The organism is Amycolatopsis heterodermiae (genome assembly GCF_034929455.1).
Taxonomy (GTDB): Bacteria; Actinomycetota; Actinomycetes; order Mycobacteriales; family Pseudonocardiaceae; genus Amycolatopsis; species Amycolatopsis heterodermiae.
Genome location: NZ_JAYFSI010000013.1, coordinates 179002 through 203488 on the forward strand (window position 1 = coordinate 179002; position 24487 = coordinate 203488).

The 24487-nt window shown below is 71.6% G+C and carries 23 protein-coding genes and 1 pseudogene; 11 read left to right on the top strand and 13 right to left on the bottom strand.

Annotated elements, in window-relative coordinates:
- Window positions 1–56 precede the first annotated feature (56 nt).
- Window positions 57–995 (top strand): LysR family transcriptional regulator, encoded by a 939-nt coding sequence (locus VA596_RS40100; protein WP_323334550.1) that lies wholly within the window; start codon window positions 57–59, stop codon window positions 993–995.
- 345 nt (window positions 996–1340) lie between these two features.
- Here VA596_RS40100 and VA596_RS40105 read toward each other — a convergent pair whose 3' ends face one another.
- Together VA596_RS40105 and VA596_RS40110 are read right to left on the bottom strand one after the other, a co-directional pair.
- Window positions 1341–2804 carry a leucyl aminopeptidase family protein gene (locus VA596_RS40105; RefSeq protein ID WP_323334552.1) on the bottom strand — a complete coding sequence of 488 codons (1464 nt, stop codon included), beginning with the start codon at window positions 2802–2804 and terminating at the stop codon, window positions 1341–1343.
- A 90-nt stretch (window positions 2805–2894) separates the two neighbouring features.
- Window positions 2895–3062, bottom strand: coding sequence for a DUF3117 domain-containing protein (locus tag VA596_RS40110; RefSeq protein ID WP_005155393.1), 168 nt, complete (start codon window positions 3060–3062; stop codon window positions 2895–2897).
- 198 nt (window positions 3063–3260) lie between these two features.
- Between VA596_RS40110 and VA596_RS40115 the strand changes: the two genes are divergently transcribed.
- Window positions 3261–4055: an enoyl-CoA hydratase-related protein gene (locus VA596_RS40115; RefSeq protein WP_323334556.1), complete on the top strand. Its 795-nt coding sequence runs from the start codon at window positions 3261–3263 to the stop codon at window positions 4053–4055.
- 42 nt (window positions 4056–4097) lie between these two features.
- On the opposite strand, the gene VA596_RS40120 is transcribed toward VA596_RS40115, so the two are convergent.
- The 5 genes from VA596_RS40120 to VA596_RS40140 are packed head-to-tail and all read right to left on the bottom strand — an operon-like array spanning window position 4098 to window position 6411.
- Window positions 4098–4661 (bottom strand): DNA-3-methyladenine glycosylase I, encoded by a 564-nt coding sequence (locus tag VA596_RS40120; RefSeq protein WP_323334557.1) that lies wholly within the window; start codon window positions 4659–4661, stop codon window positions 4098–4100.
- Window positions 4654–5112, bottom strand: coding sequence for an SRPBCC family protein (locus tag VA596_RS40125; RefSeq protein WP_323334559.1), 459 nt, complete (start codon window positions 5110–5112; stop codon window positions 4654–4656). The genes VA596_RS40120 and VA596_RS40125 overlap by 8 nt, the downstream gene beginning before the upstream one ends.
- Window positions 5109–5432, bottom strand: a complete 324-nt coding sequence (locus tag VA596_RS40130; RefSeq protein ID WP_323334561.1) for a DivIVA domain-containing protein — start codon at window positions 5430–5432, stop codon at window positions 5109–5111. The genes VA596_RS40125 and VA596_RS40130 overlap by 4 nt, the downstream gene beginning before the upstream one ends.
- Window positions 5429–6097: a permease prefix domain 1-containing protein gene (locus VA596_RS40135; protein WP_323334563.1), complete on the bottom strand. Its 669-nt coding sequence runs from the start codon at window positions 6095–6097 to the stop codon at window positions 5429–5431. Before VA596_RS40135 ends, VA596_RS40130 begins: the two co-directional genes overlap by 4 nt.
- Window positions 6094–6411, bottom strand: a complete 318-nt coding sequence (locus VA596_RS40140) for a helix-turn-helix transcriptional regulator (protein WP_323334564.1) — start codon at window positions 6409–6411, stop codon at window positions 6094–6096. Before VA596_RS40140 ends, VA596_RS40135 begins: the two co-directional genes overlap by 4 nt.
- Window positions 6412–6471: 60 nt before the next feature.
- On the opposite strand from VA596_RS40140, the gene VA596_RS40145 reads away from it, so the two are divergent.
- From VA596_RS40145 to cydC, 4 genes are all read left to right on the top strand, one after another.
- Window positions 6472–7635 (top strand): cytochrome ubiquinol oxidase subunit I, encoded by a 1164-nt coding sequence (locus VA596_RS40145; protein ID WP_323334566.1) that lies wholly within the window; start codon window positions 6472–6474, stop codon window positions 7633–7635.
- Window positions 7636–7638: 3 nt separating this feature from the next.
- Entirely contained in the window at window positions 7639–8628 is a 990-nt protein-coding gene (locus tag VA596_RS40150; protein WP_323334568.1) for a cytochrome d ubiquinol oxidase subunit II, read from the top strand.
- Between the two features lie 9 nt (window positions 8629–8637).
- Window positions 8638–10194 carry a thiol reductant ABC exporter subunit CydD gene (cydD, locus tag VA596_RS40155; RefSeq protein ID WP_323334570.1) on the top strand — a complete coding sequence of 519 codons (1557 nt, stop codon included), beginning with the start codon at window positions 8638–8640 and terminating at the stop codon, window positions 10192–10194.
- A gap of 137 nt (window positions 10195–10331) precedes the next feature.
- Complete coding sequence (cydC, locus tag VA596_RS40160) at window positions 10332–11903, top strand: thiol reductant ABC exporter subunit CydC (protein WP_458364031.1); 1572 nt, start codon at window positions 10332–10334, stop codon at window positions 11901–11903.
- On the opposite strand, the gene VA596_RS40165 is transcribed toward cydC, so the two are convergent.
- Window positions 11839–12741 carry a glucosyl-3-phosphoglycerate synthase gene (locus tag VA596_RS40165; protein ID WP_323334572.1) on the bottom strand — a complete coding sequence of 301 codons (903 nt, stop codon included), beginning with the start codon at window positions 12739–12741 and terminating at the stop codon, window positions 11839–11841. The two genes, cydC and VA596_RS40165, sit on opposite strands and share 65 nt — an antisense overlap.
- Window positions 12742–12792: 51 nt before the next feature.
- On the opposite strand from VA596_RS40165, the gene VA596_RS40170 reads away from it, so the two are divergent.
- On the top strand, window positions 12793–13467 hold the full coding sequence (locus tag VA596_RS40170) for a lysophospholipid acyltransferase family protein (protein WP_323334574.1): 675 nt from the start codon (window positions 12793–12795) through the stop codon (window positions 13465–13467).
- 15 nt (window positions 13468–13482) lie between these two features.
- Here the strand turns inward: VA596_RS40170 and VA596_RS40175 are convergent, their stop codons facing one another.
- Together VA596_RS40175 and VA596_RS40180 are read right to left on the bottom strand one after the other, a co-directional pair.
- Window positions 13483–13917 (bottom strand): peptidase inhibitor family I36 protein, encoded by a 435-nt coding sequence (locus VA596_RS40175; RefSeq protein WP_323334575.1) that lies wholly within the window; start codon window positions 13915–13917, stop codon window positions 13483–13485.
- 84 nt (window positions 13918–14001) lie between these two features.
- On the bottom strand, window positions 14002–14718 hold the full coding sequence (locus VA596_RS40180; RefSeq protein ID WP_323334577.1) for an SDR family oxidoreductase: 717 nt from the start codon (window positions 14716–14718) through the stop codon (window positions 14002–14004).
- Between the two features lie 70 nt (window positions 14719–14788).
- Between VA596_RS40180 and VA596_RS40185 the strand changes: the two are divergent.
- Window positions 14789–15601: pseudogene (locus tag VA596_RS40185) on the top strand (LysR family transcriptional regulator); the annotation flags it as partial.
- 16 nt (window positions 15602–15617) lie between these two features.
- Here the strand turns inward: VA596_RS40185 and VA596_RS40190 are convergent.
- The 3 genes from VA596_RS40190 to VA596_RS40200 are packed head-to-tail and all read right to left on the bottom strand — an operon-like array spanning window position 15618 to window position 18829.
- Complete coding sequence (locus VA596_RS40190; RefSeq protein WP_323334579.1) at window positions 15618–16202, bottom strand: LOG family protein; 585 nt, start codon at window positions 16200–16202, stop codon at window positions 15618–15620.
- On the bottom strand, window positions 16202–16987 hold the full coding sequence (locus tag VA596_RS40195) for an LOG family protein (protein ID WP_323334581.1): 786 nt from the start codon (window positions 16985–16987) through the stop codon (window positions 16202–16204). The genes VA596_RS40190 and VA596_RS40195 overlap by 1 nt, the downstream gene beginning before the upstream one ends.
- Window positions 16988–16996: 9 nt before the next feature.
- The gene (locus VA596_RS40200) at window positions 16997–18829 is read right to left on the bottom strand and encodes a glycoside hydrolase family 9 protein (RefSeq protein ID WP_323334582.1); all 1833 of its coding nucleotides are present in this window, start codon (window positions 18827–18829) and stop codon (window positions 16997–16999) included.
- A 114-nt stretch (window positions 18830–18943) separates the two neighbouring features.
- Between VA596_RS40200 and VA596_RS40205 the strand changes: the two genes are divergently transcribed.
- The 3 genes from VA596_RS40205 (at window position 18944) to VA596_RS40215 (ending at window position 24431) form a co-directional block, all read left to right on the top strand.
- Window positions 18944–20230, top strand: a complete 1287-nt coding sequence (locus VA596_RS40205; RefSeq protein ID WP_323334584.1) for a helix-turn-helix domain-containing protein — start codon at window positions 18944–18946, stop codon at window positions 20228–20230.
- Between the two features lie 777 nt (window positions 20231–21007).
- Complete coding sequence (locus VA596_RS40210; protein ID WP_323334586.1) at window positions 21008–23074, top strand: M4 family metallopeptidase; 2067 nt, start codon at window positions 21008–21010, stop codon at window positions 23072–23074.
- Window positions 23075–23162: 88 nt separating this feature from the next.
- The gene (locus VA596_RS40215) at window positions 23163–24431 is read left to right on the top strand and encodes a helix-turn-helix domain-containing protein (RefSeq protein ID WP_323334588.1); all 1269 of its coding nucleotides are present in this window, start codon (window positions 23163–23165) and stop codon (window positions 24429–24431) included.
- Window positions 24432–24487: the final 56 nt, after the last annotated feature.

A 24487-nucleotide genomic window follows, 5' to 3' on the forward strand; every position in this document is an offset into this window, starting at 1 on the left:
AAAGTAAGCAGCGCTAACCAATACGTCTAATACCGCCATGGACCATAATCCATCCGATGACGCATGACTCGCTGTCCGCGCAGCTCGCGCCGCACCTGCGGCTGCTCGTCGCGCTGCGGACTACGGGGAACGTCACACGCGCGGCCGAGCTGCTGGGCGTCCCGCAGCCGACGGTGAGCCGCCGGATCGCGGCGCTGGCCGACGCGCTGGGCGCACCCCTGACCGTCCCCGACGGCCGGGGCATCCGGCTCACCCGCGCGGCGGAGCTGCTGGCCGAGGCAGCCGAACGGGCCCTGGCGGCGGTCGACACCGGCGTCCGGCTGGCGCGCGAGGAGGTGGCGCCGGAGTCGGGGCACGTCGTGCTGGGGTTCCTGCACCTGCTCGGACGGTCGCTGGTGCCGTCGCTGCTGCGCGGCTACCGGGCGCGGTATCCGAAGGTGCGGTTCACGCTGGTCCAGGGCTCGCGGCAGGACATGCTCGACCGGCTGGCGGGCGGCGAGCTGGACCTGGCACTGCTGGCGCCGCTGCCTTCAGACGCGCCTTCGCTGGTCTCGGCGGGGCTGGCCGAGGAGGAGATCCTGCTGTCGGTCCCGACGGGCCACCGCCTCGCCGGGCGGCGGCAGGTGCGGATGACCGAGCTGGCCGAGGAGGAGTTCGTGCTGCTGGAGCCGGGCTACGGCGTCCGCACGCTGACGGACGAGCTGTGCGCGGCGGCCGGCTTCACGCCCCGCATCGCGTTCGAGGGCCAGGAGTCCGACACGGTCCGCGGCCTGGTCGCGGCGGGACTCGGCGTAGCGCTGCTGCCACGGTTCGGCCCGGGCACGCCGGCCGGGGTGGCGGAGGTCCCGCTGGACCCACCGGCGTCCCGGACGATCGGCTTGGTCTGGCGCGCGGGCGAGCCTGCGACCCCGGCGGTGACGGCCTTCCGGGACCACGTGCTGGCTACGGCGCACCAAAGCCGTGAGCTGTCGGCGGCCCTCCAGCATCCCGAATAATCGACGAGCGAACTGCTACTCCGGCAGTGACACCAGGGTCACGTGCTGGCGACAGCGCACCAAAAGCCGTCGGCGGCGGGGCGCAAGTGAGCAGGCCGCCGCGGGAAACTCCCCCGCCCTTCCCTGGGGGGCGTCCCCGAGTCCAGTCTATCGGCGACCACCGACGAAACCCGCCGGAAGCCGCCGCGCGCGACGAGTTGTCCACAACTCGCGCCGCCTGTGGACAAGGCGCCGCCTGTAGGCAAGGCCCGCCGCGAAACAGCCCAGCCCAGGCATGTCCGCCACCGCGTCGCGACACGGCCCGACCCAGCTCGACCAGAGCGCGTCAGGCTTCCGAAGCGCGGCTCAGCCGAGTGAAGCCGCCAGCTCCACCATCGTCCGGGCCGCGAAGCCCGTCGCGCCCGGGACCACCTCGTCGTAGTTCTTCTCGGACCTGGCCGGGCCCGCGATGTCCAGGTGGGCCCACGGGAGGCCCTCGGTGAACTCGCGCAGGAACAGCGCCGCCGTGATGCTGCCTGGGCCGGCCGGGGTCTGGCGGACGTCGCCGAATTCGCCGCGGACGTTCTCCGCGTAGTCCTCCACCAGCGGCATGCGCCACCACGCCTCGCCCACCCGCGCGCCCGCCGCGACGACCGACGACGCCAGCGCGTCGTCCGAGGCGAAGAAGCCGCCCGTGCGCAGGCCGAGGGACACCTTCATCGCGCCGGTCAGCGTCGCCGCGTCGACGATCAGGTCCGGGCCGTACTTCTTGATGCCGTACGCCAGCGCGTCGGCCAGGACCATACGGCCCTCGGCGTCGGTGTTGCCGACCTCGGTCGTGCGGCCGCCGTAGTGGCGGACGATGTCGCCGGGCCGGTACGCCGAACCGGACACGTGATTCTCCGCCGCCGGCACCAGCGCGGTCACCCGCACCGGCAGCCCGAGCGCGGCGATCGCGCGGGTCGCGGCGATCACCGCGGCGCCGCCCGCCATGTCGGTGCGCATCAGGTGCATGCCGTCGGCCGGCTTGATCGACAGGCCGCCCGTGTCGAACGTGATGCCCTTGCCCACCAGCAGCAGGTGCTTCGAAGCGCCCGACGGCTTGTACGTCATCTCGATCAACCGCGGCGGCCGCGACGAACCGCCGCCGACGGCCAGCACCCCGCCGAAGCCCTGCTCCGCCAGCCACTTCTCGTCCCGGACCGCCACCTCGACGCCGGGGCCGGCCACCTTCGCCGCGGTCTCCGCGAGCCACGCCGGGGACTTGACGTTCGACGGCGTGTTCGCGAGGTCGCGGGTCAGCGCCGTCGCGGCGGCCAGTGCGCTCGCACGCGCGACGGCCTCGGTGAAGTCCGCCACGGCGCGGTCGTGCGTCACCAGCCGCAGCGTCCGCACGGACGGCTTCGGGTCCTCAATGGACACCTTGAAGCGGTAGCCGCCCAGCAGCAGCCCCAGTGCCAGCTCCGTGACGTGCTCCCCGGATGCCTCCTCGGGCAGCACGAGCTGCGCCGCGCGAAACGCCTTCCCGCCGTTCTCGACGTCCTCGGCCAGGCCGGCGTTCACCGCGCGGACCAGAGCCGCGCCCGTCTTCCGGTACTGCCTCGGCTCGCCGTCGCCGAGCCCCGCGACCCAGCGGGGACCGTCGCCGGTGACCGTCTGCACGTCGCCCGCCTTGCCGGTGATCCGGACACCGCCGATCTCCAACGGCTCGGCTTCGACGTCCTCGGCCGGCGCGGTGACCAGCCGGACCGTCGGGGTCCCGCGGCGCAGGTCGCCCGCGACCTCGATGTCGAGCAGGTTCGTCGGAACGGGGGGTAGCGGATTACGCACAGTGAGCAACCTTCGGGCGCAGAGGAACCGCGACCCCGGCCTCCGAAGGGAGACCGGGGTGCGACGGAAGGACGGTTTTCGGGGGCCGGCTCAGCCAGTGACCTCCTGCAACGCGGCGCCGAGGTCTTTCGCTTCCTCCGCGGAGAGTTCGACGACGAGTCGCCCGCCACCCTCGAGCGGTACGCGCATCACGAGGCCCCGCCCCTCCTTAGTCACTTCGAGGGGACCATCTCCGGTCCGGGGCTTCATGGCCGCCATAGCGTGCTCCCTCCGTCTCAACCGGCGCGCCCGGGTCGCGCTCGCGTGAAAGCCAGCCGGGTCTTACCGTCCATTGTCCCCTATCAGCGGCTCGGCGCATCAGCGGACCGATCTTTTGCCGCCGTATCGGTGCTGGTATGCGGCCCGCGAGGGGTGTGAGACTCTCGGACGACCGATGTTTCAGCGCAAGGAGAAGACGTGACCACATCCGACGTCCTGCTGACCGCCGACGCCGACGGGGTGCGCACCCTCACCCTCAACCGGCCGCAGGCGTACAACTCGCTGACCGTCGAGCTGAAGGAAGCACTGCTCGCGGCCCTGCGCGGGGCAGCGGACGACGAGAGCGTCCGTGCCGTCGTGCTGACCGGTTCCGGCAAGGCGTTCTGCGCCGGCCAGGATTTGAAGGAGCACGTGGGACTGCTGCAAGCGGGTGACCCGGCCCCGCTACACACGGTGAAGGAGCACTACAACCCGATCGTCCAGGCGATCGTGGCCATGGAGAAGCCGGTCATCGCGGCCGTCAACGGCACCGCGGCCGGGGCCGGCGCGGCCTTCGCCTACGCCAGCGACCTGCGGATCGCCGCCGAGTCGTCGTCGTTCCTGATGGCCTTCGCCAACGTCGGGCTGGGCCCGGACTCGGGTGCGTCGTGGACGCTGCAGCGGCTGGTCGGCTACGGCCGCGCCGCCGAGCTGATGCTGCTGGCCCGCACCGTCGACTCGGCGGAGGCGCAGCGGCTGGGCCTGGTCGCCGAGGTCGTGCCGGACGAGGAGCTGGCGGGGCGCGCCCAGAAGGTCGCGGCGAAGCTCGCGGCCGGGCCGACCGTGGCGTACGCGAAGATCAAGAGCGTGCTCAACCTGGCCGCGCAGTCGACGTTCGAGGAGGCGCTGGCCGCCGAGGACGCCGCCCAGGCCGCGCTCGGCGCGACCGCCGACCACAGCGAGGCCGTCGAGGCCTTCGTCGGCAAGCGCAAGCCGAACTTCCAGGGCAAGTAGGCAGTCGTGAGTGAGTAACAGTGTTCTAACACTGTTACTCACTCACGAGGCGCGGAAGCAGCCTTTGACGTGGTCGTCGACCATGCCGGTGGCCTGCATCAGCGCGTAGCACGTCGTCGGGCCGAGGAACGCGAAGCCGCGCTTCTTCAGCTCCTTCGCCATCGCCTTCGACTCGTCGGTGATGGCCGGGACGTCCGCCATCGTCCGAGGCCGCTGGTGCGACGCGGGCGCGAACGACCACAGCAGGTCGTCCAGCGGGACGTCGAGCGCCGCGATCGCCTGGGCGTTGTTGATGGCGGCCAGGATCTTCGCCCGGTTCCGCACGATCCCGGCGTCCTGCATCAGCCGCTCGATGTCGGCGTCGCCGAACTTCGCCACCTTCGCGGGCTTGAACTGCTTGAACGCCTTCCGGAAGTTCTCGCGCTTGCGCAGGATCGTGATCCACGAGAGTCCCGATTGGAACGACTCGAGGCACAGCCGCTCGTACAGCGCGTCCTGCCCGTGGAGCGGCGTGCCCCACTCTTCGTCGTGGTAGGCCACGTAGTCCGGGGTCGAATTGCCCCAGCTGCACCGCGCGACGCCGTCGGTGCCGATCAGCTCAGTCATCCCCGCCCACCGAATAGTCCTCCGCGAACCGCGCGAACCGCCGCAGCGACTGGCGCACCCCCAGCGCGAACGCCGGCCGCACGACCGGCCAGCCGAGCCGGCCCAGCGGCCCGAACGGCAGCCGCAGGTGCTCGGCCCAGACGAACGTCGAGCGCGTCGCGTCCTTCGGGATCACCTGGAACACCCCGGTGCCCTGGACGACGCCGCCGACGTGCCGGACCGCGCACCGCACCGGCGGCTCCCAGCTGGTGATCTCCATCCTGTCCGTGAAGCCGATCCCGGCGAGCCCGGTGAACGCCGAGATCCGCGAGCCGACACTGCGGCCGTTGCCTTCGGTCACCTCGACGTCGGTGCCGAGCATCCACTCGCCCTGGCGCGTCCAGTCCGTGAGCGCGAGCCAGGTCGTCCCGGCCGGCGCGCGCACGTCGACGGACAGCACCAGGTCCGTCACTGGGCGGCCTCGGGCGAGCTCTCCCGCTCGTGCTCGCGCTGCTCCAGCTCGGCCACCCGGGTGCGCAGTTCGTCGATTTCGACGCCGAGGCGGCGCAGCACCCAGTCCACTTCGGACATCTTGTAACCGCGCAGCACCAGCTGGAAGCGCACGTCCTCCAGGTCGTCGCCGGTGATGTCCTCGGCGGGCAGGCGCGTGGGCGAGCTGCCCGGCGGCAGCGGGGCGAGCTCCTCACCCCGGCCGAACACGACCGCGGCCAGGAGGAACACCACGGCGGCCACCAGCAGCATGACTACGAGGTAGATCAGCGCGGTCGTCACGCGACGATCGTGGCATACCCGCCCCACGACCGTCTCGCGAGCACGACGAGCCGCAGCGAAAGGAGCACCCAGGCGATCATCAACACCGCACACGGGACGCTCAGGAACAGCCGGGAGACGTCGACGAAGCCGGTCGAGCCGATCAGCAGGCCGACCGACGCGAGGTTGATCCCGACGGCCAGCGCGATCAGGATCCCGCTGAACCGGGCCAGCCGGACGGCGTCCATGCGGCGGCTGAGCCAGCGGGCGCCGAGCAGCGCGAGCAGGCCGATGACCGGCACGACGAACACCGCGCCGTGGGTCGTGTGCGCGACGACCCGGTACCACTCCGGCGTCGACGTCGGCAGCTGCGTCCAGGCGCCGTAGGTGAGGATCCGGGCGTAGTCCCAGGACGCCTGCATCAGCGGCACGCCGATGACGAGCTTCCACAGCGTCCGGACGCCGCTGAGCATGCCGAGCTCGGCCTGGTAGTCGCGGGCGACGACGGCCGCGGGCCCGAAGTCGGCGACGGCACGGCGTTCGGCGTCTTCGTCGCTCCAGCCGCCGGCGCGGTAGGCGTCGGCGGCGTCGTGGAGGCCGTCACGCGCCTCGTCCAGCAGATCGGCCTTGAACTTGCCGCAGCCGTGCAGCCGCCGGTCGAGATCGCCCAGGTACTCGTCGATCATGCGCCCAGCACTCCCCCGATGACCGTGGTGAACTCCCGCCACTCGGTGCGTTCGGCGGCCAGGGCCTGCTCGCCGGAGCGGGTGAGGTGGTAGGTGCGCCGCTTGCGCCCGGACACGACGTCCCACTCGCTGGTCAGCCAGCCGGCCCGCTCGAGCCGGCGCAGCGCCGGGTAGACCGTGCCGGTGGGCAGGTCGAGCGCGCCGTCGCTGCGCAGCTGCAGCGCCTCGATGATCGCGTAGCCGTGCAGTTTCCGGCCGTCGAGCACGGCCAGCAGCAGCGCGTCGAGGTGCCCGCGCAGGGTGTCCGCCTTCATGAGTACGCAGTCTACACGTCGACTGGCTACATGTAGACAGGCTATGTGTAGCCTGTCTACATGAACGCTCTCCCGGTCGCGAGACTCCAGTTCGCGACGACGACTTCGTTCCACTTCCTGTTCGTGCTGCTCACCCTGGGGTTGGTCACGCTGGTGGCCGTGATGCAGACGCGCTCGGCCCTCGGCGGAAAGCCCGAGCTGGAGCGGATGACCCGCTTCTGGGGCCGCCTGTACGTGATCAACTACGCGCTGGGGATCGTCACCGGCATCGTGATGGAGTTCCAGTTCGGGCTGACCTGGACCGGTCTTTCCGCGTTCGCCGGGGACGTCTTCGGCGCGCCGCTGGCCATCGAGACGCTCGTCGCGTTCTTCCTCGAGTCGACGTTCCTCGGCCTGTGGATCTTCGGCTTCGGACGCATGAACAAGTGGCTGCACCTGGCGCTGATCTGGCTGGTCACGCTGACCGCGTACGCGTCGGCGCTGTTCATCATGCTGGCCAACTCGTTCCTGCAGAACCCGGTCGGCAGCCACCTCGAAGGCGGCACGCTGCACCTCGACGACTTCGGCGCGCTCTTCACGAACCCGGCACTGGTCGCGTCGCTGCCGCACGTCGTCAGCGCCGCGATCCTGACCGGCGGCTTCTTCGTGGTCGGCGTCAGCGCGTACCACTTCCTCAAGCGCACCACCGAGATCGAGTTCTTCCGCCGCTCGATGCGGATCGGCGTCGTCGCGGCGCTGCTCGGCGCGATCCTCGTGGTCAACCAGGGCTTCGCGCAGTTCGGCGAGCTGGCGATGTACCAGCCGGACAAGCTGAAGGACGGCGGTGTCGGGCTGCCGCTGGGCATGATGATCGGCCTCGGGTTCGTCATGTTGCTGTGCGCGCTGCTCGGCTGCGTGCTGCTGGTCCGGAACTGGGTCACCAAGGCCCGGTTCCTGCACTACCTGATGGTCGCGGCGATCCCGTTGCCGTTCGCGGCCGCGATCCTCGGCTGGCTGGTGCGGGAGATCGGCCGCCAGCCGTGGCTGGTCTGGGGGAAGCTGCGCACCGCCGACGCGATCGCGGACGTCCCGGCCGGCCAGATCCTGTTCTCGTTCATCGCTTTCTCACTGCTGTTCGCCGCGCTCGGCGTGGCCGACTGGGTGTTGCTGGCGCGGGTCGCCAAGCGCGGCCCGGAACCGGCCGAACGCGACGTCGCCGAACTGCCCGTCCTGAGCGGAGTCTGACCGATGGTGACCTTCTGGTGGGGTGTGCTGGGCCTGCTGACCTGCGGCTACTTCGCGCTGGCGGGCTACGACTACGGCGTCGGGATGCTGCTGCCCGCGTTCGACGCCGACGAGCGGCGACGGCGGCAGACGCTCGGCGCGCTCGGGCCGTTCTTCCTGGCCAACGAGGTGTGGCTGGTGGCCGCGGTGGGCGTGCTGTTCGGCGCGTTCCCGCACCTGGAGGGCAGGGTGTTCGCCGGGGCGTACGTCCTGGTCGTGACGCTGCTGCTCGGCCTGGTCACGTTCACCGCGTCGATGCAGCTGCGCAGCCGCCGCCCCGGCGCGCCGCGCGGTGCCTGGACCGCGGGCATCGTCGGCGGCGCGCTGGTGACGGCGGTGTCGTGGGGCCTGTTCCTCGGCAACCTGGTGACCGGGCTGCCGCTGACCGCCGGCGGCTCGCCGTCCGGTGCCGTGCTCGCGCTGTTCAACCCGTACGCCGTGGTGTGGGGTCTCGGGTTCGTCGCGCTGTTCTGCTTGCAGGGCGCGGTGTTCCTGGCCGTGCGGGCGCCGGCCGCGCTGACCGGGCGCGCGGTGCGGCTGGCGCGCGCGTTCCTCCCGCCGGCCGTGGGCTTCCTCGTCGTCGCCACCGGGTGGGGCCTTTTCGCCCTGCACGGGGTGACGGCTCTGGGTGCCGGGGTGGTCGTGCTGGCCTTCCTCGCGCTGGGTTCGGTGTGGCTGGGTCTCGCGCTCAAGCGTCACCGGGTGGCGCTGCTCGCGTCGATGGTGCTTTCGGCGTGTCCCGCGCTGCTGATCGGCACGCTGCGGTTCCCGGCGATCCTCGTGGCGGACTCGGGTTACGCGCTCACGACGGATCAGGCGGCGACGTCGTCCGGCACGTTCGCGGTGCTGACGTGGTTCGCGCCGCCCGCCGTCGTGCTGCTGCTCGTGGTGCAGTGGCTGACCTGGCGCGCGCACCGCGCCCCCGTCGACCAGCGTTCGCTGCTGCACTTCTAGGGGGACGTCGTGCCTGCTCTGCCCGGACTCCGGCGGTACCTGGTGCTGCTGACGTTGCTCGGCGTGCTTTCGGCGTTCGCCGTCCTGATCCAGGCCGAAGGTCTCGCCACGCTGCTCACCGGCGGCGGTCTATCTTTCTTCTTGATCCTGGCGATCGCCTGCCGGGTAATGCTTTCCCTGTCTGTCGATGTCCTCAGTGGACGGTTTGCCTCATCGGTGAAGGCGGGCCTGCGGCGCCGGTTGCTCGGCTCGTCGTCCGAGTGGGCCGGTGTCGTCGCGACGCAGGTGACCCGCGGGGTCGACGCGGCCGACAGCTACCTGACGGGCTACCTGCCGACGCTCGTCGTGTCGGTGGTGGTGCCGGTCGCGGTGATCGTCCGCCTGTTCACGACGGATCTGGTGTCGGCGCTGGTCGTGACCGCGACGCTGCCGCTGATCCCGGTGTTCGCGATCCTCGTCGGGAAGCACACGGCGGCGCGCACGCAGTGGGACCTGCTCAAGAAGCTGGGCGGGCACTTCCTCGACGTCGTCCGCGGGCTCGAAACGCTGAAGGTGTTCGGGCGGGCGTCGGCGCAGGTGTCGACGGTCCGTTCGATGGCTTCCGCGCATGCGGACGCGACGATGAAGACGTTGCGGGTGGCGTTCCTGTCGGCGCTGGTGCTGGAGCTGGTGGCGACGATGTCGGTGGCGCTGGTGGCGGTCCCGATCGGTTTCCGGCTCCTGTCGGGCGGCTTGGACGCGCGGACGGCGCTGCTGATTCTGGTGCTGGCCCCGGAGGCGTACCTGCCGCTGCGGGCGGCGGGCGCGAAGTTCCACGCGGCGGCGGAAGGGTTGACGGCGTTGCGGGAAGCGCTTGCGGTTCCGGTGGTTTCTGTTCGCTCGGGGACTGCTGTCCGGCGCCGGGGTGCGCCTTCGCTGGTCTTCGAGCGGGTGTCGGTCTCTTTCGGCGACGTCGTCGCCCTGTCCGATGTGGACTTGTCGGTGCCCGCCGGTTCGCGGCTGGCGCTGGTCGGGCCGAGCGGGTCCGGGAAGAGCACGCTGCTGGCGGTGCTGCTGGGCTTCGTGACGCCGACGTCGGGCCGGGTCCTGGCCGACGGGGTGGACGTCCGTGCGCTGGATCCCGCCGACTGGCTGGCGGACATCGCGTGGGTCCCGCAGCGGCCGACGTTGTTCCGGGGCTCGCTGGCTTCGAACATCGGGCTGGGTCTCCCTTCGGCGGACGTCTTCGGCGCGGCCCGGGCGGCGGCTCTGGACCAAGTGGCGGCGGGCTTGCCCGACGGCTACGCGTCCCGGGTGGGCGAACTGGGCGAGGGATTGTCGGCGGGCCAGCGCCAGCGGGTGGGCCTGGCCCGGGCGCTGGCCCGGACATCGGCGGGCCTGGTCCTGCTGGACGAGCCGACGGCCCGCCTGGACACCCGCACGGAGGAGGCAGTGCTGTCCGGCACCCGCCGGCTACTGCCGAACCGCACGGCGCTACTGGTGGCCCACCGCCCGGCGATGGTCGCGCTGGCTTCGCGGGTGGTGGAGCTGCGTTCCGGACGGGTCTGCTCGGGGGTGGCGGCGTGAGGGTGTCAAGTTCGGTATCCACAGGTTTGCAGTTGTCCACAGATTGCCGCGCGCCCCGTTTTCGCAGGCCGGGGGCGGTAGGCTGGGTTCGGGGACGCCCCCCGGGAAGGGCGGGGGCTGTCTTGGGGCTGTGGGTGGTGTCCACAAAGGATGCTCGTCGGCTCGTCCGGGCCGCTCTGCTCGGCGCTGGGGCCGAACTTGCCGGTCTTGCGCTCATGGCCACCGCCGCCTGGCTGCTTCTCCGCGCCGCTGAGCGGCCGCCGCTTGGGGCTCTCACCGTGGCGATCGTTGCCGTGCGGACTCTTGCTCTTCTGCGCGGTGGGCTGCGGTACGCCGAACGGCTTGCCGGGCATGAAGTCGTCCTGCGGTGGCTCGGTTCGCTGCGTACCCGCGTCTACCAGGCCCTTGCGCCCGGGGCGCGGTACTCCGGTGGGGATCTCGTCACGCGGCTTGTGTCCGATGTGGACGCTTTGCAGGACGCTGTCCTCCGGTGGCTTCTCCCCGCGGCCGTTGCCGGGATCGTCGGGCTTACCGCCGTCGGGGTGGTTGCGACGGCGTCTGCGCCTGCCGCCGGAGCGCTGGCCGCGGGGCTGTTCCTCGCCGGGGTGGTGCTGCCGTGGTTGGCCATCCGGAGCAGCGAAAACCAAGCCGCCGAAAACGCCCCGAAACGGGCGGAACTCGCCGAACGCGCCGTCGAACTCGTCACCGGGCACAGGGAACTTGTCGCGGCGGGCGCGCGCGACGAGAAACGAGCCGCCGCGGATGAAGTCGTCGAGCAGCTTAGGGAACCGGCTGTGAAGACCGCCCTGCTCAAAGCCGCCGGGATTCTCGTGCAGCTCGTCACCACCATCGCCGTGAGCCTGCTCTGCGGCGCCGACGCCTCCGTCCCCTGGACCGCCGCCCTCACCCTCGGTGCCATGACGACCTTCGAAAGCGTCCTTCCGCTGATCACGGCCGCTCGCCGGGTGCCCGAGATCCGCGCGTCGGCCGCCCGTGTCAAGGCCGTACTCACCACGCCGCCGGAAACCCCCGGCACTCGCACCGCGCAGCACGCGCACTTCAGGCTGGAGAAAGCCGGCCTCCGCCACCCGGGACGCGCTCCCGCCCTGCGCGACGTCGATCTTGACCTCGCGCCCGGCAAGCGCGTCGGGATTCTCGGCCCCAGCGGCGCCGGGAAGACCACGTTGCTGCGCCTGCTCCTCGGCCTGGAGACCCCGACGTCCGGCCGTGTCACCCTCGACGGCCATCCGCTCGCCGAGTACGCCGATCTGTCGAAAACCGTCTCCGGCGCGCTCGCCGACGCGCACGTCTTCCACACGACCGTCCGCGAGAACCTGCTGCTCGCGAAGCCGGACGCGACCCAGGAAGAACTGGAAGCGGCCTGCGCAACCTCCGGCTTCGACCTGGACCTCGACCGTGACACCGGGCCGGACGGCGACGCGCTCTCCGGCGGGCAGCGGCAACGGCTGGTCCTGGCCCGCGCCGTCCTGGCCGCGCCGAAAGTCCTGGTCCTCGACGAGCCCGTCGAAGGCCTCGACCCTGCCCACGGCGACGCGATCCTGAAGCGCGTCCTCGAGAAGGTCCAGGGCAGCGTCGTCCTCGTGACGCACCGTCCTGAGCACCTCGAGGGCTTCGACGAGGTCGTCACCCTCGAGGACGGGCGAGCACTTCCCGCATCGGGGGCCGGTCGGCGACCAGGACGTCCGTGACGTCCGGCAGCCACTCCTCGTCGACCTGCACGAACTGCGTCAGCGGGGCGTCCGCGGCGGGGACGCCGCACCGCGCGAGGGCGGTGCCGAGGATCTGCCGCGACATCACGCCCAGCTGCGGCAGCGAGCGGTTGCGGTGCTTGCGGACGCCGAGGTTGACCTGCGCGAGCCCGTCGAGGCCGTAGCGCGCCTCGGCGTCGAGCAGCAGCCCGATCTCGACGCCGTAGCCGGCCGCGAACGGCACCGCTTCGAGGAACTCGCGGGTGCCCGCGTACTCACCGCCGAGGGGCTGGATCAGGCCGCCGAGCGCCGGGCGCAGCGCCGAGAGGACCGGACGCGCGAGCAGCTCGGTGACGCGGCCGCCGCCGCTGCTCTCCAGCCGCAGCGGACGGCGGTAGAAGCCCTTGACCAGGTGCACGCCCGGCGCCGTCAGCAGCGGGCCGAGCAGGGACGGCACGAACGCCGGGTCCGGGTCGACGAGGTCGGAGTCGAGGAACACGACGACGTCACCGCTGGTCGCGGCCAGGGACCGCCACAGCACCTCGCCCTTCCCGGGCACCGGCGGCAGGTCGGGCAGCACGTCCTCGCGGCGGACGACCCGCGCGCCGGCGGCCTCGGCCGTTTGAACGGTCGCGTCCGTGGAACCCGAATCCACCACGACCAGCTCGTCGACGACACCGCCGAGCAGCGGCCGGACCGACGCGACGACGTCACCCACGGTCCGCTCTTCGTCCAGTGCCGGTAGCACGACGGAAACCGTCCGGTCACCCTTCGCGTTCAGGATGTCCCCGGGTGTCCAACCGGGGTCCTGCCACGTACGCCGCTCGAACCAACTCACGAGTAACGATCGTGCCATGCTGGAGTCACCGCATCCGAGGAGGAGGACCACTTGATCGCCCTGCTTGTCCGCTTCGTGCTGGGCCCGCTGGCCCGGGCGCTGTACCGGCCCGAGGTGCGCGGCGTGGAGAACGTGCCCGCCACGGGCCCGGTGCTCCTGGCGGCCAACCACCGGGCCGCGCTCGACACCGGCGTGATCACGTTCGCGACGCCGCGGCAGGTCAAGTTCCTCGGCAAGGCCGAGTACTTCGTCGGCAAGACCCTGAAGGGCCGGCTGATGGCCGGGTTCCTCGGCGGGCTGGGCTACATCCCGGTCGAGCGCGGCAACGCCCAGGCGGGGCTCGCCGCGCTCGAGGCGGCGCGCAAGGTCCTCGACGCGGGCGGCGTCTTCGCGATCTACCCCGAGGGCACGCGCTCGCTGGACGGCCGGCTGCACCGCGGCCACACGGGCGTCGGAGCGCTGGCCCTGGCGACGGGCGCGAAGGTGGTGCCGGTCGCGCTGACCGGCACCGAAAACCTCCAGCCCGAGGGCGCGCGCATCCCCCGCCTGGCCAAGATCAGCATCACGTTCGGCAAGCCGCTCGACTTTTCCCGCTACGAAGGCCAGGACTACGCGCCGGCGATCCGCCGCTCGGTCACCGACGAGGTGATGTACGCGATCCTGGAGCTGTCGGGGCAGGAGTACGTGGACACGTACCACAAGCGGCCCAGCGAGGGCGTCGCCTGAGCCGGCGAGCCCTCCCTACGGAACCAGCCAGCTGAGCGAACTGGTGAGCTTGGCGAAGTTGTACTTCGGCGCCAGCGGACCCCGCCAGCCGCTCTTGATGAGCAGGTAGCGGCCGTGGATGTCGTCGTACTCGATGTTCTCGTAGAGACCCCACAGGCTGCCTGTGTTGTTGTAGGCGTACTGGAACTTGTCGTTGAACACGTAGCCGTTGATCGCCTTGGTCAGGTCCGGCGATCCCTGCTGGAAGCGGGCCCAGTGCCCGGTAGCGTCGGCGTTCTCCCAGGCGCAGAACCACCCCGCCGGGCAGTCTTCCCAAGAACTGACGGTCGAGATTCCGGTGGTCGCGGCCGAGGCGGGCGCCACGGTCATGGCCATCGCAGCCACCGGCACCGTGACGACGGCCAGCACCCACCGGCCGATCCGGCTCGATCGCGTGGTCGACTCGAACATGGTCGTACCTCCCCCTCGGCGAACCCGTTCGGCTGAGCGGGCTGTCGGCCGACCCACGCGCGACGCCACCCTGTGGTTTAGCCCCTACCAGGGCACCGGGCCTTCGTCGTCGACGAAGGTGCCCGTCGGGCCGTCCTTCGGGATCGTCGCCATCCGGACCGCCGACTCGGCGCCCTGGGCCGGCGTCCGCGGGCCCGAGTGGTGGTTCAGGTCGGTCGCGCAGTGACCGGGGCAGACGGCGTTGACCAGGATCCCCTCCGGTCGCAGGTCCCTGGCGTACTGGAGCGTCAACGACGTCAAGGCGGTCTTCGACGGCGTGTACCCCGCCGAGATCGGCAGCTCGCCGGCCGGGTCGGCGTTGCGGGCCAGCGACGCGCCGGCGCTGGAGACGTTGACGATGCGCGGCGCCGCGGATCGGCGCAGCAGCGGCAGCAGGGCGTTCGTGACCGTGACGACGCCGAAGAGGTTCGTCTCGAAGATCGCGCGGAGGACGTCGAGGTCGGCGGTGCTGGGGCGCTGGCTCGCCAGGTCGGAACCCGGGGGCATGGCAACGGCCGCGTTGTTGACCAGGACGTCGAGCCGGCCGTGGCGGGCGTCGATCGTGGACGCGGCCGAGGCGACCGAAGCCGGGTCGGTCACGTCGAGCACCACCGACGAACCGCCGATCTCCGCTGCCGCCTTCTCACCGGCCGAAGCGCTGCGGGCGCCGATGACGACCGTGTGGCCGAGCGCGGCGAGCCGGCCCGCGATCTCGCGGCCGATGCCCTTGTTCGCGCCGGTGACCAGAGTGATTTCGTTCATGACACCAGCACACCAGCGCCCGGCCGCTTCGAGCCAACACCGAAGCCGCATCGGCCGATACCCTGCAGGTATGCAGCAACCGGAAACGCGGGAGCTCGCCTACTTCGTGGCCGTCGCCGAGGAACGGCACTTCGGCCGCGCGGCCCAGCGGCTCGGCATGGCGCAACCGCCGTTGTCGCGCGCCATCCAGCAGCTCGAACGGCGGCTGGGCGTGGTGCTGCTGGAACGCACCAGCCGCGGGGTGAACCTGACCGCCGCCGGCGCGGTTTTCCTTGCGGAGAGCCGCAAAGCGCTCGACGCCGTCGCCGCCGCGGTGCGCCGGGCGCAGCGGGCGGGCGAAGACGTCCCGAAGCTGCTCGTGGCGACAAAACCCGACGGTGACGCCGGCCTGCTCGAACGGATCCTGCCCCGGTACCGGCAGGACCCGGACGCCATCGAGGTCGAGGTGGTCGTCTGCGGGATCGGCGAGCAGACGCCGATGCTGCGCGACGGGCGCGTCGACCTCGCGTTCGTGCACCCGGCGCACGACGACCTCGCCGGGTTCGACACCGAGGTGCTGCTGACCCAGGACCAGGTGGCGGTCCTGCACCGCGGCCACCGCCTGGCCGGGCGCAGCGCCCTGGTGCTCGCCGACCTCGACGGCGAGCCACTCCCCCGCTGGCCGGGGACGGACAAGAAGACGAGCGGCCCCGAGGTGCGGGACTCCGGGCAGCTGATGCAGCTGATCGCCGTGGGTCAGGCGGTCGCCGTGCTCCCGGCGTCGGTTCAGCGCCACGCCTGGGCGGACGTCGTGTGCGTGCCGGTGCTCGACGCGCCCCGGACGTCGGTGCTGCTCGCCTGGCCCGACCGGACGCGGTCGCGGGCCGTGGCGGCGTTCGTCCGGGCGAGCACCGACGCGGTCACATCCCCGGCGGTCCCGCGGCCCACTTCGGCGGGGCCGGCGGCTCGTACGTCTCGAACCGGTCCAGCAGCGCCGCCGGGTCGGAGTCCGTCAGCAGAAGCCGCCGGTAGTCCGCCTTGACGAAGCCCTCCGTCACCATGTGGTCGGCGAAGGTCAGCAGCGGGCCGTAGTAGCCGTCGACGTCGACCAGGCCGATCGGCTTGCCGTGCAGGCCGAGCTGGGCCCACGTCCAGACCTCGAACAGCTCCTCGAGCGTGCCGGCGCCGCCGGGCAGGGCCAGGAAGCCGTCCGACAGGGCCGCCATCTTGGCCTTGCGCTCGTGCATGTCCTTGACGACGTGCAGTTCGCTCAGTCCGGCGTGCGAGATCTCGACGGACGAGAGCGCCTCCGGGATCACGCCGATCACCTCGCCGCCCGCGGCCAGCGCCGCGTCGGCGACGACGCCCATGGTGCCGACGCTCGCGCCGCCGTAGACCAGCCCGATGCCGCGCTGGGCCAGCAGCTTCCCGAGCTCGGCCGCCTGCTCGGCGTAGCGCGGCGAGAAGCCCATCGACGAGCCGCAGAAGACACAGATCCGCCGCATCAGTGCGTGTCCTCCCATGCCTGGTAGGAGTCCTGCACCACGCGGACGGCGTCGTCGATGTCGTCGGTGACGTGCAGCAGGTCCAGGTCGTGCGGGCTGACCTTGCCCTCGGCCTGCACGGTCTTGGCGATCCAGTCGTAGAGCCCGCCCCAGTACTCGCTGCCGAACAGCACCACCGGGAACTTCGTGACCTTCTTCGTCTGCACCAGCGTCAGCGCCTCGAACAGCTCGTCGAGCGTGCCGAAGCCGCCGGGCAGGCAGATGAAGGCCTGGGAATACTTGATGAACATCGTCTTGCGGGCGAAGAAGTAGCGGAAGTTGACGCCGAGATCGACCCACGGGTTCAGGCCCTGCTCGAACGGCAGCTCGATGCCGAGCCCGACGGAGAAGCCGCCGGCCTCGGCCGCGCCGCGGTTGACGGCCTCCATCGCGCCCGGGCCGCCACCGGTCATCACGGCGAACCCGGCGTTGGCCAGAGCCGCGCCGATCTTGCGGCCGAGCTCGTACTCCGGGTGGTCGCGCTTGGTGCGGGCCGAGCCGAACACCGTGACCGCGCGCGGGACCTCGGCGAGCGCGCCGAACCCTTCGACGAACTCGGCCTGGATCCGCAGCACCCGCCACGGGTCGGTGTGCACCCAGTCGCTGGGCCCGCGCGAGTCGAGCAGCCGCTGGTCGGTCGTGCTGCCCTGGTCACGACGGTCGCCACGCAGGACCACGGGGCCCTTCTGGCGCTCGACCGGACGCTCGGGGTACTGGCCGTCGGGGAATTCAGACTGTTCGCTCACTCAGCCATGCTACGACCTGCCCGCCAGCGAGAATGCGAGCAGCGCCGTGGAGGTGAAGTCGATGGCCGGCTCGTTACTGGGCCATGAACTCAGGTCGTCGGCGTAACGGGATCCCTGTCCGTCGAAGGATTCATACGGACGGGTGCATTCCTTCGCGCCGGCGGGGAACGGCAGATCGGCGAAGTTGTCGGCGCCGTTGGGTCCATTCACGACCGCGCCGTAGAGCACTTTCGAAGGTCCGGCGAGGTTCGCGGCCTGGTGGTGCGGGCACTGCGGGAACGTGCTGCCGACGCCGACCACGAGCGACACGCCCCAGGCGTTGGCCCCGAGGGTGAAGTCCCGTTGCCGCGCGCCGAACGCGGCGTAACGGGTGTCGCCGGTGACGCGCTGGTAGAGCCGGGCGGTCGCGGCGAAGCCGAAGCTCTTGCTGGCGGCATCGAAGTCGGTGACGTCGACGGCCGTCCCGAATGGACTCTTCTTCGCGCTTTCCACCCCGGCGTCGAGCTGGCGGCGCAGGTCCGCGGCCAGTTCCCGGACGCCGAGCGCGGCGCCGGGGACACCGGCGCGCAGCAGCCCGGCGAGGTCGGCGTGGGCGAGCGCGCTGGTGTCGTAGAGGTTCAGCGTGCTCTTGTCGTCACTGGCGATGTAGGTCTTCGCCCACTTCGCGGCGTCGCGGGCCCAGCCGTTCGCGCGCGGGTCGTTCAGCTTGCGGGCCGCGAGCGCGAGCTGCGTCGCGCCGAGTTCGAGGTCGTCTTCCCAGGACGACTCGGGGTAGTAGGCGTGCGGGAACGCCGTCACCAGCTCACCGACGTCCGACGTCTTGGCCTGCGCGAACACCGCCGCGGCCTCGCTCAGGTAGTGGCGGGCCAGGCGCGGGTCGCGGTGGGCCTGGACCTGCGCGCCGAGGGCGAACGCGGCGGCGACGCGGCCGGCGAGGTTGGGGCTGAGCGGGGCGCCGGCGGGCGCGGCGGGGAACACCGGGCGGTACTTGACGAAGTAGGCGGGGTCGCCGGGCCCGACGTCGAGGGCGTCGTCGTCCTGCGGGTTGCGCCAGACGTCGTGGTCGCCGAGGAAGCCGAACTCCTCGCTGCCGGTGCCGATGCCGACCTGGGCGTAGAGGGTCCTGGTCCGGCCGTCCCACATCTTGTCGAGCCAGTCGAGGCCGAAGCGGACTTCCTTCGCCAGCACCGGGTCGGGGTCGTCGCGGAGCACGACACCCAGCTCGGCCAGGGAGTACGCCGTGTTGGAGGTGAACTTCACGAAGTCGCCTGCGTCGACCCAGCCGCCCTCGACGTCGACCTGGCCGCCGAGCGGCTTCAGCGGTTCGACGATTTCGTCGCCACCCTCGCCGGCGAACTTCGGCTCGGCGTGGACGGTGCCGCGGTGGTCGGCCAGGTGCGAGGGCTTGCGGTCGAGACGTCCGGGGACGACGTCGTGGCCGTCGCGCTGGGCCTGGAAGAAAGCGGTGGTGGCGCTGACGAGCGGGCGGAACAGGCGGCGCGCGGTGTCGATCCGGAACGGCGGTGACGTCGCGCCCGCGGCCTTGACCCGGTACGTGCCCGGCCGATCCACAGTGGACAGATCGAGGTCGAACACCTTGGTGTACTTCGCGTTCCACGCACCGAGGCTGGCGCCGGTGCGACCCTGGCGGACCGTGCGGCCGTGGTCGTCGACGACTTCGAACGTTCCCTGCGTGCCGCCGAGCAGGTACGCGTGCTTCGCCTCGCCGAGGGCGTACCCGACCTGGTCGACGCGCACTTCCGCCGGGGTCGCGGCCTCGGCCGGAGTGGCGGCGAGAGGAGCGGCGAGGGCGACCGCCGTCACCAGGGGCAGCAGGCGCATGTCCGACCTCCGCTTTGTTAGGAAAGTTTCCTATCTAGACGCTAGCCCGACGCGGCGCCGAGCGTCAATATGTCCGTTTCCGCGTTCGCGGTGGCGATGACCTACCGTGGGACGATGACCAGCGCCCCCGCCGAACCGCTCGGCACGCGGATCCGGCGGCTGCGCGCCGATCGCGGCTGGACGCAGCGCGAGCTGGCCGAGCCCGGGTACGACCGGGGCTTCCTGGCGAAGGTCGAGACCGGCAGCCGGCCGCCGTCGGAGGAGATGCTGGCCTACCTGGCCGACCGGCTCGGCCTGACCGTCGACGAGCTGCGGTTCGGACGTCCCCCGGGCGTCGCCGCGCAGCTGCGTGACGCGCTGGACGAGGGCTACCGCGACCTGGAGCAGGGCCGGGTCGCCGCCGCGTCGGAGCGGTTCGCGTCCGTGGCAAAGCAGGCCGAGGGGTACCACCTCGACGACGTCGAGTGCTACGCACGGTTCTGCCAGGCCGAGGTGAAGTGGCAGCTCTTCGACGTCGAGGGCGCGCAGGCGGCGCTGGAGCACGCCGAGGAGCTGGCGGACGCGGCGGCGCCGTGGCTGCGGGCGATGATCGTGCACCGCTGGTCGGGCTGCCGGTACCTGAAGGGCGACGCGGGGGCGGCGCTGGCCCGCGTCGAAGAGGCGCTCGGTGTCCTGGAAGGCGACCCGGACGCCGAGTTGTGCCTGCTCAGCGCGTTGATCCACCCGCTGATGGAGATGGGCGGCCTGCACCGGGCCCAGCGGGCGGCGCTCGCCGGGCGGCGGCTGATCCGGTCGGCCACGCGGCCGGACTTCGTGGCGCGGTTCCACCGGCAGGCGTCCCAGGTGTGGCAGGCGATCGGCGAGAGCGAGCGGGCGGAGCAGGACCTGATCGAGGCGTCGCGGCTGTTCGCGTCGGTCGGTTTCGACCGCGACGCGGCCCGCTGCCGCTGGGCCCGCGGCTACCTGCTGCGCCGCCTGGGCCGGCTGGCAGAGGCGCGCGCGGAGCTGACGGAGGCCCGCGACCAGCTCGCGGCGATCGGCTCGGAGGAGGGCGTCGCGGGCGCGACGATCGAGCTGGCCGAGGTCCGCCTGCGCCAGGGCGCCGCTTCGGAAGCGGCTTCGCTGGTCAACTCGGTGCTCCCGCTGCTCACGCAGGACGTCGAAACCCTCGGCGAGGCGACGGGCCTGCTGGGCCAGATCGCCCAGGCCCAAAACGACCCCGTTTCCGCCACACGCCTCCTCCGCGAGGCCCTGGAAATCCAGACCCGAGCGTCGCTGCACGGCGCGGCGGTTTCGACGTCCCTCCGGCTCGGAGACGTCCTACGACAACGTGGTCATCTCGACGAAGCCATCGCGGCCTACCGCCGTGGTCTGGACTCCGCCGAAGTCACCGACCCCTGATCCCCCGGCAGCCGTGTCGACCCTCCAATCACGCGTGATGCCCCTTCAATCACGCGAGATGCCTCCCCAATCACGCGAGATGCCCGCCTGATCACACGCGATGCCTCCCCGATCACGCGAGATGCCGCTCGAGCACGCGACTTCCGCCTCTGATCACGCGAGTTGCGGCTCCCGTCACGCGAGTCCCGCGCTCGATCACGCGAGTTACGACTCCGGTCACGCCCCTCCCCCGGGGCCGGTCGACCGGCTTGGCGTGATCAGGCACGTATCCCGCGTGATCGGAGCCGCAACTCGCGTGCCCAGGGACGGAACTCGCGTGATCGGAGGGGTATCTCGCGTGATTGAGCGGGCATCTCGCGTGATTGAAGGGGCATCACCCGTGATCGGGGAGGCATCACGCGTGATCTGGAGGTCGACACGCGTGATTGCGGGGTCGACACGCGTGATTGGGCGTCGACACGCGTGATTGGGGGGTCGATACGGCGGGTGGTGTGGACCAGTCGGGGTGGCGGTCCGGGATTCGGGGCCGGCGGGCCAAGTTCCTACGAAAGTTAGTGAATTGGTTCAGACCAGTTGGCAACATCGCTGCCGCCTGGGGGTTTGCGCGGAACCGGGTGATCTTCGGGGTGGGGCGCTGGGCCGTTCGGCCCATTGACCCGCAGGCCGCCGGAACCTTTACTCGGATGCGTCCGGCGCCATAACACCAGTTATTCCGGCGGACACATCGCGACCCGGCCGGGCGCACGGTCTCCCCGAGTCCCACCGGAAAGGTTCCCCATGAGATCCCCACGAGGGCTGGCGGCGATCGCCGGCCTGACCCTGACCTTCGCGCTGCCGGCGATCCCGGCCGCCGCGGCCCCAGCCACCGTCCAGAGCCCCGAGGCGCTCGCCGCCGTCGCCGCCGACCAGGCCGCGCTCAACGGCGTCGACCAGCTCGCCAAGGGGCCCGCCGAAGCGTTCGTCCGCACCGGCGTCACCCCCGGTGGTGGCGGCCTCTTCTACGCCTCCTACCAGCGCACTTACCACGGCCTGCCGGTCGTCGGGGGTGACGCGGTCGTCGTCGCCGACGGGGCCGGGCGCGTCCGCGGCACCGACGCCGCCCGGACCGCACCGATCACCGTCCGGACGCAAGCCGCGCTGAGCAGTGACAAGGCCGCCGGCATCGCCAGGACCAAGGTGTCCACGGTGGACAGGACGACCACCCCGAAGCTGGTCGTCCTCGCCGGGGACGCGCCGAAGCTGGCGTACGAGGTCGTCGTCAGCGGGCACAACAACACGACCCCCACCAACCTGCACGTCTTCGTCGACGCCGCCACCGGCGCCGTCCTCGACACCCGCGACGACGTCCGCACCCTCGCCGAGCCGGGCAAGAGCGCAAAAACAACCACCGCCGCCGTCGCGGGCACCGGCAACTCCTACTACGCCGGCCAGGTCTCCATCGACACCAGCGGCTCCGGCAGCTCCTACTCGATGACCGACCCGGGCCGCCGCGGCATCGCCTGCGGCCGCGAGGGCGGCGCCATCTTCACGAAGAGCACGAACACCTGGGGCAACGGCTCCGGCACCGACCTCGAAACCGGCTGCGTCGACACGCTCTACAGCGTCCAGTCCGAGTGGAAGATGCTGGGCGACTGGCTCGGCCGCAACGGCATCGACGGCGCCGGCGGCGGCTTCCGCGCGAGCGTCGGCCTCAACGACGTCAACGCCTACTGGGACGGCTCCTCGACACACTTCGGCCACTCCCAGGACAACCAGCGCCAGGCCACGCCGATGGACGTCGTGGGCCACGAGTTCGGCCACGCGATCTTCCAGACCACGCCGGGCGGCGCGGGCTCGGGCAACGAGAACGGCGGCATGAACGAGTCCACCGGTGACATCTTCGGCGCGCTCACCGAGGCCTACGCCAACAACCCGAAGGACACGCCGGACTTCACCGTCGGCGAGGGCGTGAACCTCGTCGGTCAGGGCCCGATCCGCTACATGTACAACCCGTCGCTGGTCGGCGACCCGAACTGCTACTCGTCGTCGATCCCCAGCACCGAGGTGCACGCCGCCGCGGGCCCGCAGAACCACTGGTTCTACCTGCTGTCCCAGGGCAGCAACGCATCCCCGGCCAGCCCGACGTGCAACGGCTCCACCGTCACCGGCATCGGCATCCAGAAGGCCGGCAAGATCTTCTACAACGCGCTGTTGAAGAAGACGTCCTCCTGGAACCACAAGGCCGCCCGCAAGGCCACGCTCGAAGCCGTGATCGCGCTCTACCCGGGCAGCTGCACCGAGTTCAACGCCACCAAGGCCGCCTGGGACGCCGTGAGTGTCACGGCCGCCAGCGGAGAGCCGACCTGCAACGGCACCCCGCCGGCCGGCAACGACTACTCGCTGACGCTCTCCCCGACGTCCGCGTCCGTCCAACCCGGACAGTCCGCGACGACCACGGTGACCACCCGGGTCACCGCGGGCAGCGCGCAGACCGTGCAGCTGCTCGCCACCGGGCTCCCGGACGGCGCCAAGGCGACGTTCAGCCCGGCGAGCGTCCAGTCCGGCGGGACCGCGACGCTGACCATCACCACGGCGGCGACCACGCCGAACGGCACCAGCCAGGTGACGGTCACCGGTGACGGCACCGACGCCGACCACACCGCGCAGTTCTCCCTCACGGTCGGCACCGGCACCCCGCCGTCCGGCTGCGGCGGCCTCGCCGAGTGGGACTCCGCGAAGGCGTACGTGCCCAACGACGTCGTGAGCCACAACAGTCACAAGTGGACGTCCACGTGGTACTCGACCGGTGCCGAGCCGGGCGCGCCCGGCTCGTGGGCGGTCTGGGCCGACGCCGGCGCCTGCTGATACCCGTCGCGCGGTGGCGGGTGACTCCCCCGCCACCGCGCGGCTTCCGGTCGTACCCTGTATCAGTGGAAAGGCAGACTGCGTGAGCGTGAGCGGCGAGACCGTCGGCGAGCGCCTGCGTGAACTGCGCACGGAGCGCGGCCTCACCCAGCGCGAACTCGCCGGACCGCAGTACTCCGCGGCGTACGTCTCGTCGGTCGAGACGGGCGCGCGGACACCGTCGGGTGACGCGCTGCGGTTCTTCGCGCAGCAGCTCGGGATCGAGCCCGACGAGCTCCTCGGCGGCAGCTCACCCCGCGAGCTGATCGAGCTCGACATCGAGCTGATCGAGACGGCGGAACGGTTCCTGCTCGGCGACGCCCGGCGCGCGACCCCGCGGATGCAGCGGATACGGCGTCGCGCCGAACGCCTCGAACGGCCCCGGCAGGCGGGCATCGCGCTGTTGTGGCTGGCCGGCTACTCGACCGGCGAGACGCGCACGAGGTACGTCGCGGAGGCCGAAACCGCTTTGGCGGGCGAACCGCCGCCGATGCGGGCGATGGTGGTGCCGCTGCGCGCGGCCGTGCTCAGCGGCTGGGGCGAGGCGCAGTATTCCTTGCACCTGCTGGAAACCTGTCACGCGGAACTGCTGCGCGACGGTTATCCGCAGCCGTCGATGCTGCTGACGCTGCGGGCGTGCCTGGCCGAGCGGCACCTGCGTCAGGGCGACCTGGAACGGGCCGCCGAGTACGCCGACGCGGCGCTGCGGCTCACCCGCGGCGGGCCGTCGGTGCTGGCCGAGCTGACCCGCAGCCACGTCGAGGTGTGCCGCAGCCACCTGGCGGCCGACCGGTTCGCCGACGCGGCCGCGTCCGTCGCCGCGGCCTACGACCTGATGCAGGAGCGGGCGCTGCACCCGGCGATGGCGCACTGCCTGCTGGCCAGGGCGCGCGTCCGCGGCCGCCGGGGTGACGTCGAGGGCGCGCTGGCCGACCTCGGCGCGGCGCGCGAGACGGCGTGGCCGGACGACGTCCCGGCGATCACGGTCGAGCTGGCCGGGGAGTACCTGGCGGCGGGCCGGCTGGAGACGGCGGCCGCCCTGCTCGACCAGATCCGCCCGGCCGTCGTGGCCGGCACGGCGCTGGCCGCGGAGCTGCGGTTGCAGCTGGGTTCCCTGGCCCGCGCCCGCGGCGACGCACGACGCGCGGCCGAGGACCTGCGAGCCGCGGTCGAGCTGGCCACCGGGCTCGGCGCGCGCGGGGTGCTGGTGCGCGCGCTGCGTCCGCTGAGCGAACTCCTCGGCGAGACCGGACGCCAGGAAGAGGCAGCGGACGTGCTGCGCAACGGCCTGATCGCCCTCGGCGCGGAAGCCGAGTGAGCACGATTCCTGAGCAGTACTAACGATTCTCGGTGATCGAGACCGTCCGGCGTTCG